Annotated in this window: 24 protein-coding genes; all 24 read left to right on the top strand. The window is 69.0% G+C overall.

Annotation, left to right across the window (positions count from 1 at the left end; translation table 11 throughout):
* Nucleotides 1-2: 2 nt before the first annotated feature.
* The 24 genes from ACFZDA_RS39875 (at nt 3) to ACFZDA_RS39760 (ending at nt 12,154) form a co-directional block, all read left to right on the top strand.
* Nucleotides 3-323 carry a hypothetical protein gene (locus ACFZDA_RS39875; RefSeq protein ID WP_391091168.1) on the top strand — a complete coding sequence of 107 codons (321 nt, stop codon included), beginning with the start codon at nt 3-5 and terminating at the stop codon, nt 321-323.
* Nucleotides 320-736, top strand: a complete 417-nt coding sequence (locus ACFZDA_RS39870; protein ID WP_391091166.1) for a hypothetical protein — start codon at nt 320-322, stop codon at nt 734-736. The genes ACFZDA_RS39875 and ACFZDA_RS39870 overlap by 4 nt, the downstream gene beginning before the upstream one ends.
* Nucleotides 733-1,401: a hypothetical protein gene (locus ACFZDA_RS39865; protein ID WP_391091164.1), complete on the top strand. Its 669-nt coding sequence runs from the start codon at nt 733-735 to the stop codon at nt 1,399-1,401. Before ACFZDA_RS39870 ends, ACFZDA_RS39865 begins: the two co-directional genes overlap by 4 nt.
* Entirely contained in the window at nt 1,398-1,592 is a 195-nt protein-coding gene (locus ACFZDA_RS39860) for a hypothetical protein (RefSeq protein WP_391091162.1), read from the top strand. Before ACFZDA_RS39865 ends, ACFZDA_RS39860 begins: the two co-directional genes overlap by 4 nt.
* A 35-nt stretch (nt 1,593-1,627) precedes the next feature.
* Nucleotides 1,628-2,326 (top strand): hypothetical protein, encoded by a 699-nt coding sequence (locus tag ACFZDA_RS39855; RefSeq protein WP_391091160.1) that lies wholly within the window; start codon nt 1,628-1,630, stop codon nt 2,324-2,326.
* Nucleotides 2,323-2,724: a hypothetical protein gene (locus ACFZDA_RS39850; RefSeq protein WP_391091158.1), complete on the top strand. Its 402-nt coding sequence runs from the start codon at nt 2,323-2,325 to the stop codon at nt 2,722-2,724. Before ACFZDA_RS39855 ends, ACFZDA_RS39850 begins: the two co-directional genes overlap by 4 nt.
* Nucleotides 2,717-3,013, top strand: a complete 297-nt coding sequence (locus ACFZDA_RS39845) for a hypothetical protein (RefSeq protein ID WP_391091156.1) — start codon at nt 2,717-2,719, stop codon at nt 3,011-3,013. The genes ACFZDA_RS39850 and ACFZDA_RS39845 overlap by 8 nt, the downstream gene beginning before the upstream one ends.
* Nucleotides 3,006-3,224, top strand: coding sequence for a hypothetical protein (locus tag ACFZDA_RS39840; RefSeq protein WP_391091154.1), 219 nt, complete (start codon nt 3,006-3,008; stop codon nt 3,222-3,224). The genes ACFZDA_RS39845 and ACFZDA_RS39840 overlap by 8 nt, the downstream gene beginning before the upstream one ends.
* A gap of 214 nt (nt 3,225-3,438) precedes the next feature.
* On the top strand, nt 3,439-4,041 hold the full coding sequence (locus tag ACFZDA_RS39835; protein ID WP_391091152.1) for a hypothetical protein: 603 nt from the start codon (nt 3,439-3,441) through the stop codon (nt 4,039-4,041).
* A complete protein-coding gene (locus ACFZDA_RS39830; protein WP_391091150.1) occupies nt 4,038-4,490 on the top strand; it encodes a WhiB family transcriptional regulator in 453 nt (150 codons plus the stop codon). The genes ACFZDA_RS39835 and ACFZDA_RS39830 overlap by 4 nt, the downstream gene beginning before the upstream one ends.
* Nucleotides 4,487-5,056: a hypothetical protein gene (locus ACFZDA_RS39825; RefSeq protein WP_391091147.1), complete on the top strand. Its 570-nt coding sequence runs from the start codon at nt 4,487-4,489 to the stop codon at nt 5,054-5,056. Before ACFZDA_RS39830 ends, ACFZDA_RS39825 begins: the two co-directional genes overlap by 4 nt.
* Nucleotides 5,057-5,210: 154 nt before the next feature.
* Complete coding sequence (locus ACFZDA_RS39820) at nt 5,211-5,438, top strand: hypothetical protein (protein ID WP_391091145.1); 228 nt, start codon at nt 5,211-5,213, stop codon at nt 5,436-5,438.
* A 158-nt stretch (nt 5,439-5,596) separates the two neighbouring features.
* On the top strand, nt 5,597-6,058 hold the full coding sequence (locus ACFZDA_RS39815) for a hypothetical protein (protein WP_391091143.1): 462 nt from the start codon (nt 5,597-5,599) through the stop codon (nt 6,056-6,058).
* A gap of 15 nt (nt 6,059-6,073) precedes the next feature.
* A complete protein-coding gene (locus ACFZDA_RS39810; RefSeq protein ID WP_391091141.1) occupies nt 6,074-6,226 on the top strand; it encodes a hypothetical protein in 153 nt (50 codons plus the stop codon).
* A gap of 97 nt (nt 6,227-6,323) precedes the next feature.
* Entirely contained in the window at nt 6,324-7,109 is a 786-nt protein-coding gene (locus ACFZDA_RS39805; protein WP_391091139.1) for a DNA methyltransferase, read from the top strand.
* A gap of 164 nt (nt 7,110-7,273) precedes the next feature.
* Nucleotides 7,274-8,110 carry a phosphoadenosine phosphosulfate reductase gene (locus ACFZDA_RS39800; protein ID WP_391091137.1) on the top strand — a complete coding sequence of 279 codons (837 nt, stop codon included), beginning with the start codon at nt 7,274-7,276 and terminating at the stop codon, nt 8,108-8,110.
* A gap of 91 nt (nt 8,111-8,201) precedes the next feature.
* Entirely contained in the window at nt 8,202-8,630 is a 429-nt protein-coding gene (locus ACFZDA_RS39795; protein ID WP_391091135.1) for a hypothetical protein, read from the top strand.
* Nucleotides 8,627-9,037, top strand: coding sequence for a LuxR C-terminal-related transcriptional regulator (locus tag ACFZDA_RS39790; RefSeq protein WP_391091133.1), 411 nt, complete (start codon nt 8,627-8,629; stop codon nt 9,035-9,037). Before ACFZDA_RS39795 ends, ACFZDA_RS39790 begins: the two co-directional genes overlap by 4 nt.
* Nucleotides 9,038-9,081: 44 nt before the next feature.
* Entirely contained in the window at nt 9,082-9,324 is a 243-nt protein-coding gene (locus ACFZDA_RS39785) for a hypothetical protein (protein WP_391091131.1), read from the top strand.
* Complete coding sequence (locus tag ACFZDA_RS39780) at nt 9,321-9,722, top strand: hypothetical protein (protein WP_391091129.1); 402 nt, start codon at nt 9,321-9,323, stop codon at nt 9,720-9,722. The genes ACFZDA_RS39785 and ACFZDA_RS39780 overlap by 4 nt, the downstream gene beginning before the upstream one ends.
* A 199-nt stretch (nt 9,723-9,921) precedes the next feature.
* Entirely contained in the window at nt 9,922-10,323 is a 402-nt protein-coding gene (locus ACFZDA_RS39775) for a hypothetical protein (protein WP_391091127.1), read from the top strand.
* A complete protein-coding gene (locus ACFZDA_RS39770) occupies nt 10,266-11,072 on the top strand; it encodes an NERD domain-containing protein (protein WP_391091125.1) in 807 nt (268 codons plus the stop codon). Before ACFZDA_RS39775 ends, ACFZDA_RS39770 begins: the two co-directional genes overlap by 58 nt.
* Nucleotides 11,073-11,077: 5 nt before the next feature.
* On the top strand, nt 11,078-11,404 hold the full coding sequence (locus ACFZDA_RS39765; RefSeq protein WP_391091230.1) for a DUF6233 domain-containing protein: 327 nt from the start codon (nt 11,078-11,080) through the stop codon (nt 11,402-11,404).
* A 93-nt stretch (nt 11,405-11,497) separates the two neighbouring features.
* Nucleotides 11,498-12,154, top strand: coding sequence for a hypothetical protein (locus ACFZDA_RS39760; protein ID WP_391091123.1), 657 nt, complete (start codon nt 11,498-11,500; stop codon nt 12,152-12,154).
* The last annotated feature ends 55 nt before the right edge of the window (nt 12,155-12,209 follow it).

Raw genomic sequence — 12,209 nt, 5'->3', positions numbered from 1 at the left:
CCATGAGCCTGACCAGCACCGAGACCGCGCACAACCCGTTCGCCAACAACCCCGACTACTACGCCGGCCGCGCCGACGCCTCCCACACCCGCACCGTCGACCAGATGGTCGTCCTGATGGGCGCAGCGATCGACTACGCGTCCATCGCCTACGCCTCCGGATTCAGCGACCGCGTCACCGAACTCCGCCTGGAACTCGACGTCGTCGCCGCCGCGGAATCGGAGCTCGCCCAGACGACGCTCGCCCGCAAGCAGGGCCGCGAAACCAGCAGCCTCCACACCAGCCGCCGACGTCAGACCCGCACTCACGGGCGTGCCGCATGAGCACCGCCACCACCTGGACCTGCCCCAACAACCCGTTTCACCACGACTGGAATGGCAGCCTCGCCTGCCGCTCCTGCGACGCCACCCGCACCGCCGCCGAAGCCATCACCTCCCTCCTCGCCGGATGGGAGGGTTGGGACCACACCCGGGCCACCGCACTCGTCGACCAGCACCGGGCCGAAACCCTGGGCCACCGCCCCGACTTCTTCCAGCCCGGCCACACCTACCGCAGCCTCGACGGCATCTGGACCTTCGACTGCCGGGCCGTCACCCGACACCCCGACCCCCGCATCAACGAGGACTGGGCCATCGGCTGGCACCACAGCGACGGCACCTGGCACATAGCCGAACTCGCCCCCGACTGGTGGAAGCGCGGCTGGACCGACATCACGCCCGAAGGGACTCCCGCATGAAACGCATCGCCATCTCCACCGCGTTCGCCCTCACCCTCGCCGCCGGCGCCGCCCTCGCCCCCACCGACGCCCACAGCCTGACCGCCCCGGCCACTGCCGGCAACGGCTGGAAGCTCAACAGCCCCCGCATCACCCACATCGACACCAAGCCCTGGGTGATCGCCTTCCACGACACCACCTCCCGCACCAAGCTCACCCCCTACCTCCGCAACACCGCCGCCGAACTCCAGGCCAACCTCGGCGTCAAGTTCACCGTCACCACCCGGATCGTCCCCGTCACCCGCGGCCAGTGCGTCCGAGGGCACGTCATCTCCTACCGCTACATGTCCAAGCCCGACCCCACCCGGTCCAACGCGTCCTTCACCGGAGCCTGCGGCATCAACGGTGCCGCCGACGGGGCGTACGTGTACATCAACTCCGACTACTGGTTGAAGACCCGTAACTTCTCCGAGCCGGTCCGCATGAACGTCATCTGGCACGAGAGCGCCCACGCCATCGGCCTCTCCCACCCGGCGACCTGCCCCCGCGACCGGTACGGCCGGCAGCCCCTGATGTGCGCCGACACATACAAGGACCTCCGCACCCGCCGCTACAGCTCCTTCGAGCAGACCGCGTTCCGGCACCTCGTCACCAACCGCACCTACGCCACGGTGGTGAACCGATGACCGCGCCGGAGATTCCCCTCGCGCAGCTGGCTCGATCGCGACCGGAGACCGTCATCGAGTGGCTGATTCAGCGCAATGAGGAGCACCGCGCTCAGCTCCTCGCCGCCTGCACCTCGCTCCGTGCCGCCGTCCAGGACCAGAACCGAAGCCACCGCCGCCTTCTGGCACTCCTCGCCAACCGCACCGCCTGACCAGCCCCAGCACACCCGCAGGACGGAGAACGGCCATGCCCAGGACCAGCCCCCGCACCACCCCCGCCCCAGCCAAGAAGGCCGCGGCCGCGAAGAAGACCACTCGGGCGCCCCGTAAGACCGCCACCAAGAAGCCCCGCCTCTCCCTGGTCAAGCCCACCCCCGCCCTGCCCACCCGCCCCCGCCCGTTCATGACCGACCTCCAGGGCTACGCCGTCCTCGCCTCCCGCATCGCCGGCATCACCACACCGAGCATCCGCGACTGGCACGACCACCACGACGGCACCGCGACACGGGCCCTGAAGGACGGCAGCCACCTCCACTACGACCTGAAGACCCGCACCCTCACGTGGCAGGCCACCTGCCCCATGGGCGCCATCCACGTCTACCGCCTCGACTCCCCGTCCACGGCGGCCGCCGCCCGCGTCCACGCCGACCGCTGCTGCGAAACCCACGCCACCTTCACCCACATCCCCCGCCTCACCCCCGACGAACTCACCGCACTCGGCGTCCACACCGGCCCCACCTGGGCCCGCCCCGACCTCCTCGGCGACCACATCACCGAAACCATCCCCGTCCCCCTCACCGACCAGCGTGAACGCGCCCTCGGAGACGAACTCACCCACTCCACCACGAGCACCGACGAAACCCAGCCCCTCTCCGCCCAGGAGATAGCCGGCAGCATCGCAGCCCGCGCCGACACGGAAACCCCGAAGGAGCACCCCCAGCCGTGACCAGCGAACAGACGCCCACCTGGTACATCGCCGTGCAGCAGCGAGCCCACGAAGAAGCCCCCACCACTCCCGAACCCACCGTCCAGGCCACCCACTACTCCGTGAACTGCCTACCCGAGGACGGCATCGACAGCCACGTCTTCGAGATCACCGTGGAATACCGAGGCCGCAACCTGTGGGCCGTCAAACGGCACTCCCAGGTCCTCGGAGCCGACGGGGTCTGGGACTACGAAATGCGCCCCTCCGAGCGTGATGACGACTGGCTGGCCGGCCACCGCTTCGACCTCGACACCGCACTGAAGCTCGCCAAGCAGCAGACCCCACTGGTCACGGTCAACGGCCACACCGTGTCCGACGCACTCCGCATGCGAAAAGACCGGGGCAACAGCAATGGCTGACACCACACAGAACCTCGAAGCCCTGTACGCCGCACCCTCGGCAGACATTGGACCTACCAGCCCGCGCGCCGAGCTCCAAACCGCAGCCGAACTCCTGCGCCGACAGGATGGCTACTTCAACGGCCAACTCTGCCTCTGGCTCGCCGACACCGCGCTCCTGCACGCCCCAGACGAGACCGGACATCATTGCGAACGCGACGCCGACGAATGGCCCTGCCACGACGTCCAGGCCGCGCAGAAGGTCGCCCTCGCTGTCCGCCTCACCACGCCGGAGACCACCGATGCCTGACCGCGACCAGGCCTACGCCGACATCCTTACCACCCAACTCCAAGACCGGCACCCCGACCTCCTCTCCGCCGAGAACGACCTCGCCCTCCTCCGCGCACGCCTCGCCATCGTCACCACCTGGATCCACGAAGACGCCTGGGACGACACCGCACGCCGCACCCTCGCCCAACGCCTCGGACTCCCCGAACCCAACCCGCCCAAGCCCCAGTGAACGCCTACCTGCGGGCCTGCCACGGCAAAGCCCGCTTCCCCAGCAGACGAGCAGCCCGACGCCGCGCCCGACAAATACGCGGCCAAGGCGGACCCCGCTTCAACACCTACCGCTGCCGGTACTGCCGCGCCGTCCACGTGGGACACCCCCGCGGCTACGCCACCCACCTCCGAACCGGCCCCAACGGCCCCACACCCGTCCAGGAGCTCCCACAGTGACCATCACCGCCCCCGCCCCCACCCGATCGGCACTCGGGCCCCCCGTCGTCATCGGTATCGACCCGTCCCTCACCGGAACCGGGATCGCCTCCAGCAACGGCTGGTGCGAAGTCATCGGCTACAAGAAGCACCGCACCAAGGACCCCGGCATCACCCAGCTCCCCCACGCCGATCGCATCCGAGCCATGCGCGACCTCCTCGCCCAGGTCCGCACCGCGATCGGCTGCCCCGACCTCGCCGTCATGGAACTCCCCGCACCCTCCCGCAGCGGAGGCGGCGCCCACGAACGCGGCTGGTTCTGGTGGGAGATCTACTTCTACCTCACCAGCAGCTACATCCCCGTCGGCCTCCTGACTCCCAACGCCCGAGCGCTCTACGCCACCGGCAAAGGCAACGCCCCCAAGAACCTCGTCGTCGACAACATCGCCCGCCGCTTCCCCGACTGGGCCACCGAAGGAAACGACAACGCCGCCGACGCCGTCGCGTTGATGGCCGCCGGCCGCGACTGGCTCGGCGCACCCATCACCGACCTCCCCAAGACCCACCGGGCCGCCCTCGACAAGGCGACCTGGCCGACCCTTCCCGGAGCTACCGCATGAGCACCCCGACCTGCCTCGTCACGAAGCCTGCCTCGGACTGGCGTGACTACGCCTCCTGCCGCGAGGTTGACCCTGAGCTGTTTTTCCCTGTCGGTAACGGCATTGTCATCGCCCAGCAGACTGAGCAGGCCAAGAAGGTCTGCGGCGGCTGCCCAGTGCGGACGAGTTGCTTGGAGTGGGCTCTGGACACCGATCAGCGTCTGGGTGTGTGGGGCGGTCTCTCGGAGGACGAACGGCACCAGCTGGCGACTGGAAAGTCTCGGGAGTACCGCACCTCGAAGGATGGTGTTCCGGCGTGGGAGGTGATCGTCGAAGAGCGGCTGGATGAGTACCGGGCGCTGGAGGCGGAGGGCTTGTCGGCGTGGGAGATCGGGCAGCGGATGCGGACGAACGCGCACACGATCCGTCGGGTTCAGAAGGCTCTGGCCGAGCAGGAGGTGTCGGTGTGATGGAGGCTCTGAATGCGGAGCAGCGCGGCGACATGGTGGAAGCGCTGATGCCTGAGGCGGCCGGCCTGGTCGTGGATGTGCATGAGGGGTCCGCTGAGGACATCAAGACCCGTCTGTCGGGCCTGAGCCGGCATGAGTTGGAGGCTTTGGCGGTGGTGCTGGCGGCGATCGCCGATCCGGACCGGACGATGACGGACGCGCTGGCGTGGGTCACGTTCGATGAGCACGGGGACCGGATCCCGCCGTCTCGGACGACGCGCTCTGAGAAGGCTGTGCGGGAGCTTGCTCCGCAGATGCGGCGGGACATGGCCGGTGTGGATCTGGTTGCGGTGAACCGGGCTATCGCGTCTGACAGTCGGGGGACTGTGGCTTTGACGCGGGAGGAGCGGCGTCTTGCGATTGAGGTGGGTTTGCGTCGTGGGCTTGCCTACGACGTGCTGGCTGCTCGGTTGGGGATGGATACGGCGGTGTTGAAGCGGTCGTGGGAGCGGATTAAGGCGCGGGCGCGGGCTGAGGGGAGGCCGGTGCCGGTTCGTGCCGCGGGGGCGTTTGCCGTTGTTGCGTAGGCAGACAGTGTCCGCGCGTTGAGGGGTCTGGCCTTGGGGCTGGGCCCCTTTTCGTACGCCTGCCATCAATCCCGCATTGTGCATTGCGTCGCCATGTCTAACGCGGTACGGTGGATGTATTCCAAGCCCCACCCATCGGAACCCGGGGGACCCCATGCCTGAACTGCGGCTTATCGACCCCGATGGCTACACCGTCCCCGGCACCGCCCAGACCGTGCCCGACGCCGACGAGACCGCAGTGCGTGAGCGCCTACTGAAGGAGGTCGCGCCCCAGCATGCGGCCCAGTGGACCGACTTCGGCTACCAGGCCGACGCCTACCGGGTCCTGCCCGAACCCACCACCGGACCGGCCGACGAGCCGTCCGACCACTACCGCCAGTAGGAGAACCACACATGACGGACCAGCCGGAATGGCGGACCACTCGCTGCGAGGGCTGCGGCGATCAGATCGAAGTCGACTCGGACGGCATGCGGACCCTCTGTTCCTGCGACGCCACCGAATAGCCACCCCGCACCCCACCCCTCGCACGGAGGAACCCCATGGACACCACGCTCACCGACGCCGTCTTCGCCGCCGCCGCCAAGGCCGACACCTGGACCCGCACCAACCTCGGGCCGCGCACCGATGTCCGACACGCCGGCTACACGTGGACCGTGGAACTCCCGGCGTCCGGGGAGGGTGTTGCCCGCATCGTCGGCCGGGACGGCTACGCCGGTACCGAGTTCCTGGACGTCCCGGCGACTCCCGCCCAGACCATCCCGATCGTCGATGCCGCCACCGCGACCCCGCAGGACTGGCCGGTGTTCACCCTCCAGCGGTGGGACTGGGACACCAACACCTGGGAGGCGAAGGCCACCTACACGTCCCAGCGAGGCGAAGGGAACGCCCAGTTCGCCGTCTCCAGTGAGCGGGCCTCCGGCACCGGACCCATCCGTCTCCTGAGGGACGGGGCCGCGGTGATCGCCGACGACCCCGACACCTACTACCTCGACCAGAACTGACAAGGGGGAACTGTCATGGCCCGCATGATCGGACGCCACTGCCCGGACGGCCCGGGTGGCCGTGACTGCCACTGCTGCGGTCAGGCCCCGGGCCGGGACCGCAAGACGGCCCGCCGGCGTGTCAAGCGCAGCGAGCGGCAGGCGTGGAAGCGGCAGACCCGCTACTGAACACCGGCCCCCGCCCACCGGGGGCCGCCCGGCCGCGCCCCTCGCCGTCGTGGCGTGCAGCCACCTCATTTGATCGCGCTACGACAAGGAAGGCTTCATGACAGCGCAGATGCTCGACATCAGGATCCAGCCGCCGCCCGGCGGGGAGGTCCTGTACGCCTCCGGGCAGGTCACGGTCATCTGGGGAGACTGCCGGGATCCACAGGTGATAGCCCAGGTCCCGCGCGAATACGGGCTGCTGGCCACCGACCCGCCGTACGGCATTGGCTACCGATCCAACTGGTCCAAGCAGTTCGATCAGCTCGAAGGAGACGACGGCACAGTCGACTGGCCGGCAGTGCTCGGGGAATGGGTCGGTCCGGACGGTACCCGAAGTATTGGCATGGCCGACAAGAGGCACGTCATGGTCTTCGGCTACGACGCCGAGGCGCTGTCCAAGCCGTTGCGGCTGAGTGCCACGACGGAACTCATCTGGGACAAGGTCATCCCCGGGTCGGGGGACGTCTCCTCCGCGTGGGCAACCAGCCATGAGCCGATCACTTTCGGGGTGCACTTCAAGCGGCCGAGTGACCGCAAGGACGGGCGAGGCGCGCTCACCGCACGCCTGCGCCGTGGATCTGTCATCCGCTGGCCCCGCCCCAGTGGTGTCCTTCGGCATCCGACAGAGAAGCCGTGGCAGGTCATGGCGCAGCTCATCGAATCGTCCACCGTTCTCGGTGACTTGGTCGTCGATCCGTGCGCTGGCTCCGGATCCACTGGTGTCGCGGCCATCCTCACAGGCCGCCGCTGCTTCCTCGTCGAGTACAAGCGTGAGTTCGCCGAACTCACCGTAGAGCGACTCCGGGCAGCCGAACGGATCGTCGCCCGGATGCAGGCGGTGTGACCGCTCACGGCGTCCCGGACGCTCCCGCCGCCTGACCACCGGTCCCCGCCCCCTCGGGGACCGTCCGGCCGCGCATCCCCCAGCGCGGCACCTGCCCCACCCCGAACCCCCTCGGGGTGGGGCAGCTCCTCTTACGCCACCAGCTCGGCAACGAAAGGCCAGCTATGACAGACCACGACCCGATAGAGGTCTTCAGTTACGGGGGAGGCCAGCAGTCCAACGCCGCTCTGGTCCTCGCCGCTCAGGGCCGGCTGCCGTACAAGACGTTCCTGTTCTGCAACGTGGGCGACGACAGCGAAGATCCTCGCACCCTGGAATACGTCCGCGACGTCGCCATTCCGTACGCCGAACACCATGGCCTGAAGATCGTTGAGTTGAAGCGGATCATCAAGCGCACTGGTGAGGAACGCACCCTTTACCAGCAGGTCATGCGGCCGAGCCGGACCATCGACATTCCGATGCGGATGGACAACGGGGCGCCCGGTAACCGCAACTGCACCAAGGACTACAAGCTCATGCTGATCCTGCGTGAGCTGACCCGGATGGGCGCCACCGAGGCCACCCCGGCCACCGTTGGTGTCGGGATCAGCCTGGATGAGATGCACCGGGCCACGAACCGGCGACGCTCACCGATCGAGCGCGTTGTGTATCCGCTGCTGGAGATGGGGCTGCGCCGTACGGACTGCCAGCGCATCATCCGCAAGGCCAAGCTGCCGCTGCCGCCCAAGAGCGCGTGCTGGTTCTGCCCGATGAAACGCCCTGAGGAGTGGCAGAACCTGCGCCGGGAACGCCCGGACCTGTTCGCGAAAGCCTGCCACCTTGAGGCGACGCTGGTCGAACGCCGCGCCACGTTGCTGGACGAGAACGGGCAGCCGAAGGATCCGGTGTACCTGACCCGGTTCGCGAAGCCCCTGGCCCAGGCGATCCCTGAGGGCGTCGATCTGCTGCCCATGTTCGACGAGGCGGACGGCGCTTGCGACGACTCCTCGTGCTTCACCTGATGGCCGCGTTCCTGCTGTGGCCGTTGGCCGTCATCGAGCTGGGCCCGCGCATCCTGCACCACACCATCCGACACCTCACCCGGAAGGCACCATGACCCTCACACCCGAGACCGCGCCCACCGTCCACGTCGACGTCGTCCTCAACATGCCCCTTGAGGACGGTGGCGTCCTGCCCATCAGGCAGGGAATCGGCGCCATCCGAACCCAGACTGAAGGACTCGTCGTGTTCCCCCGCCTGTTGGGGCCGTTCGAGATCGACGACGAGGCCTGGTACGTGACGCACATCGGCACTGGCCGGCGTATGCCCGTCACGTTCGACGACGAGCAGCACGCCACCGCGTTCGCGAACGCTGCTGGCCCGCTCGCGGCCTGGTGGCAGCAGCGCCCCGAGTTGTCGAAGGAGACTCGCCTGCGGCTGGTGGAGCTGGCGCAGGCACATGGGGGGCGCCCGGACCAGCACATCCTCGACGCCCTCGCCCGACGTGCGGCCAAGGCTGCGGAGAAGGGCGGCGCCGCGTGACCGCCCCGGTTCAGGCGGGCCCGTCGTTCTCGAGCGGCGGGCCCACGCCGTCCCTGACGGACCGAGAGTTCGAGCTCCTCACCCGCGTTGCGCACGGCGAGTCGTACCCGCAGATCGCCGCTGACTGGGTCGTCGAGCACATCACCGTCCGCACGACAGGTGCTCGTGTACTGCGGAAGTTGGGTGCGAACAACATCACGCACGCCGTGTTCATCGCGGTGCAGCTGCGGATCCTCGACCCCAGGCGCCGGCATGGTGACCACGCGGGGTTCATGGCGCATCAGCGGCGTGGTGAGGACCCGTGGGCTTGCACCCAGGGCTGCCCTGAAGGGGAGCGTGCGTACCGGCGGGGGCGCAGGGCGGCTCGGCAGACCACCGCGAACACCCCTGAATTCCGGACATCTTAGACACCGCCACCGGCGGGCAAGACCGATCACGCCCGGGAGGGCCTGTGCACATACCCCCGATCCTCGCCCAGTGCGCCCTCGTCAGCGCCATAGCCTGCGGCACCGCCTGGGCGTGGCTGCACCTCACCGGCAGCCGCACCCTCACCCCGGGCGCGATCCTCGCCTGCACGGCTGTGTCCGTGGCCCTCGCCCTGGCCGTGGAAGCCGCCGTGCAACGCACCCGCCGCGGCCGGCCCCGACGGGCACACGCCCGACCCCACCCCTCGAAGAACCGGAAGGCAGCATGATCCGCGAAGACAAGTTCCTGATCTCCCGTAAGCCCTACGCCGTCGACCTCGCCTCCTTCCGCCGCACCGAACGGCAGCCCGGCAACACCTGGGCCCGGTACGCCGTCAACGCCGTCTGGTTCCGAGGCCGCAAGACGGAGCCGGTCGCCTGCATCGGCGACCTCCACGCGCTCATCGACGACCCCGAGCCCCTCGACGCCCGCCAGTTCCTGGAGCGCTATACGGACGGCCGGTACGGAGGCGACTGCCACGGCCGCTGGGACGGCCGGTCGCACTGGGGCAACGTCACCCTGGAACAGCAGGAGCAGCACCTGGCCGTGCTGCGCCCGATGCTCGACAGCTACCCGGCCTTGCCCGAGGGCTATGACGGCTGGTGGACCTTCCAGGTGTCCCCGTGACGATCCGGATCCCCTGCCCCGACTGCCAGCAAGACGTCGCCATGAGCTCTCGAGGCCTCCTGGCCCGCCACGGCTCCCCGCCCTGCAAGCGTTCGGGCCGGCCGGTGGGCCGTATCTGGCCTGCCCGGTGGCGCGGCCGCCGTGTACGCACCATCCCCGGACCCGACACCTGGGGTCCCACCACCCTCGAAGGAGCAGCATGAGCGAGAAGTGCACCGCCCGGATCAAGAACCAGCACGACGACGAACACTGCGTCTTCGAAGCCGGACACCAGGACCCGGAGTACGGCACCGACCACGGCGGTCCCCAGCATCCGGTGATGGGGCGGCTGAGGTGGAACGACTCCGCGGTCGGCGCTGTCCCGCACCAGCCATCCGGCCAGACAGCGACCGAAGCGACCGAGCTGGAGGGCGACGACCCGGAGGTGCTGCGGAAGCGCGCGGAGGATGCCGAGGCTCTGCTGAAGCGGTACGTGGACTTGGCCGAGGTGACGCACAAGTACCGCATCATGGGCGGCCACGACAGTATCGGTGAGAACCACTCGTGTGCGGGCTGCGCTCTGGCCCGGCAGGCGCGGGAGCATCTGGAGCAGTACCGGTGACCGCCGGTGATTCGGCTGCCCGTGAGGCCGCACGGCTGCGGCATGCGGCCCGTGGCGGTCTGTGGCGGCGTGTCCTGGCCTGGCTGGGCCTGGATGCCGGGGCGCGACGTAGGGAGGCTGTGGCAGCCCGCTGGGACCTCGGTGCGGCCGCTGAAGCCCAGACCGCGAACATGCTCATCGCAGTCCAGGCCGCGGGCTGGCACGTTCTGCACGACCGGGCGTTACCCCGCTCCCGCGCAAATCTCGACCACGTCCTCGTCTCCCCGTGCGGGACAGCGGTCGTGGTGCTGGATACGAAACGGTGGCACGCCCAACGCGCCACGGTGCTGCTGCGGGGCCGGGTGCACTGCGGTACGGATGACCGGCACGGGCAGATAGAGGCGGTGGCTCGGTACGCGGCCCGCGTCTCGCAGGCCCTCGGTGTGCCGGGTGTGGTGGTGTGGCCGCTGCTGGTGGTGCATGGTTCGCCGGTGGCCGGCTGGAGGCGCGTGCGCCGGGCTGGGATGGGCCGGTGTGGGTGTTGGACCATGCGCATCTGGTGCCGACTCTGGCCGCTGCCCCCGCGGGGAGGGATCCGGCTGGTGCAGCGGTGCTCGCCGCTCGCGTGGCCGAGGTCCTTCCGCCGTACGGAGCAGGACGTTAGCGTGAGGGTGTCACCGGGGAGGGGGCACCTTCCGTGCAGTCCGTCATCTGGGGGATCACCCCAGGTGGCGGGCTGTTTTTTCATGCCCATAGGATCGAACATGTGAACGATATGCCGCCTGAGGAACGCCTGGCCAAGCTGTCTGCTCTGGAGGAGTGGCTGGCCTGGCAGCTCGAGAACACGCGGGCGAAGATCCGCACCCTTGAGGCGCAGGTGGAGCGGGACCGTAGGGCGGCGCAGCGGGCGTGGCAGGAGCAGCGGTGGAAGCTTGAGCCGGCCCGGGACCGGCGGACGGTGCTGCACCGGGGCGGGTGCGGGATCTGGCGGGGTGAGACGGGGTTCCTGGAGCGGGGCGAGGTGCTGCTGGCCCTGGAGGACGACAGCCTCACGGTGGAGATGTGCCAGGTGTGCAACCCGGAGCCGGGCCTGCAGGACTGAGTCTTAGGACCCCCCTTGCTTTGAGCTTAGGAGGGTGCTAAGTTATGGGTGTCGGGAGGGAACGGGCCCACCCGAGAAGAGGGGGAAACCGCCATGTTCCGCGTCATCCGCTCCAGCATCCAGAACATCGACATCGACGCCGACCAGGCCGACGACTTCGAAGCCGCCATCGACGCCGCCATCACACGACGCGACCAGGTCCGCGAGACCTTCAGCTGCGACGAGATCGGCCAGAAGGCCTACCACCTCGCCCTCCTGCCCTACACCGACCCCAACGGCGAGCACCGCTGGGCCATCTTCGACAGCGGCCCCACCGAGTACGACTGCCAGGACACAGACGACCTCGACGAGGCCATCACCGCCTACGAGGAGTGGGTGCGCGGTGCTACCGCAGGTGCCATGCCCTCCTACGACGAGGACGGCGAAGAACTCCCCCTCTGGGACGAGTCCGACGTCGAAGGCATCTCCGCGAAGGAGGTCTACGACGGCGACGCCGGCAACGACAACGCCCGTCTGATCGACGCCGAATGGGCGCACGAGGAGTTCACCAAGGCCGAGGAGAGCTACCAGCAGGCCACCCAGCGCCGGCAGGTCGCCTTCGCCAAGATGATCGACTCTCGGGGGCGTGGAGGGCAGGCCATGCTGGCGAGCCGCGTCAACCTGAAGGAGCCGACCGTGAAGACGATCGCCGACAAGGGCCGTGCGCTCCTGGCCCAGGCGCGCACGGCCGACGTGAAGGACGCCGAGTGACCCTGCGCCCCTCCCAGCTCCCGAAGGTGCGGCGGCAGACGCTGCGGCACCTTCG

It is taken from the genome of Streptomyces sp. NPDC007991 (assembly GCF_042958445.1).
In the GTDB taxonomy this organism is placed as follows: domain Bacteria; phylum Actinomycetota; class Actinomycetes; order Streptomycetales; family Streptomycetaceae; genus Streptomyces.
Note: the sequence above shows the minus strand (reverse complement) of the source record. Positions and strands in the feature narration are given on the sequence as shown.

Bases quoted from the DNA above. Each gene is read 5' to 3' on its own strand.
- ACFZDA_RS39875 (WP_391091168.1), top strand. From the start codon at position 3: ATGAGCCTGACCAGCACCGAGACCGCGCACAACCCGTTCGCCAACAAC.
- ACFZDA_RS39870 (WP_391091166.1), top strand. From the start codon at position 320: ATGAGCACCGCCACCACCTGGACCTGCCCCAACAACCCGTTTCACCAC.
- ACFZDA_RS39865 (WP_391091164.1), top strand. From the start codon at position 733: ATGAAACGCATCGCCATCTCCACCGCGTTCGCCCTCACCCTCGCCGCC.
- ACFZDA_RS39860 (WP_391091162.1), top strand. From the start codon at position 1,398: ATGACCGCGCCGGAGATTCCCCTCGCGCAGCTGGCTCGATCGCGACCG.
- ACFZDA_RS39855 (WP_391091160.1), top strand. From the start codon at position 1,628: ATGCCCAGGACCAGCCCCCGCACCACCCCCGCCCCAGCCAAGAAGGCC.
- ACFZDA_RS39845 (WP_391091156.1), top strand. From the start codon at position 2,717: ATGGCTGACACCACACAGAACCTCGAAGCCCTGTACGCCGCACCCTCG.
- ACFZDA_RS39840 (WP_391091154.1), top strand. From the start codon at position 3,006: ATGCCTGACCGCGACCAGGCCTACGCCGACATCCTTACCACCCAACTC.
- ACFZDA_RS39830 (WP_391091150.1), top strand. From the start codon at position 4,038: ATGAGCACCCCGACCTGCCTCGTCACGAAGCCTGCCTCGGACTGGCGT.
- ACFZDA_RS39820 (WP_391091145.1), top strand. From the start codon at position 5,211: ATGCCTGAACTGCGGCTTATCGACCCCGATGGCTACACCGTCCCCGGC.
- ACFZDA_RS39815 (WP_391091143.1), top strand. From the start codon at position 5,597: ATGGACACCACGCTCACCGACGCCGTCTTCGCCGCCGCCGCCAAGGCC.
- ACFZDA_RS39810 (WP_391091141.1), top strand. From the start codon at position 6,074: ATGGCCCGCATGATCGGACGCCACTGCCCGGACGGCCCGGGTGGCCGT.
- ACFZDA_RS39805 (WP_391091139.1), top strand. From the start codon at position 6,324: ATGACAGCGCAGATGCTCGACATCAGGATCCAGCCGCCGCCCGGCGGG.
- ACFZDA_RS39800 (WP_391091137.1), top strand. From the start codon at position 7,274: ATGACAGACCACGACCCGATAGAGGTCTTCAGTTACGGGGGAGGCCAG.
- ACFZDA_RS39795 (WP_391091135.1), top strand. From the start codon at position 8,202: ATGACCCTCACACCCGAGACCGCGCCCACCGTCCACGTCGACGTCGTC.
- ACFZDA_RS39780 (WP_391091129.1), top strand. From the start codon at position 9,321: ATGATCCGCGAAGACAAGTTCCTGATCTCCCGTAAGCCCTACGCCGTC.
- ACFZDA_RS39775 (WP_391091127.1), top strand. From the start codon at position 9,922: ATGAGCGAGAAGTGCACCGCCCGGATCAAGAACCAGCACGACGACGAA.
- ACFZDA_RS39765 (WP_391091230.1), top strand. From the start codon at position 11,078: ATGCCGCCTGAGGAACGCCTGGCCAAGCTGTCTGCTCTGGAGGAGTGG.
- ACFZDA_RS39760 (WP_391091123.1), top strand. From the start codon at position 11,498: ATGTTCCGCGTCATCCGCTCCAGCATCCAGAACATCGACATCGACGCC.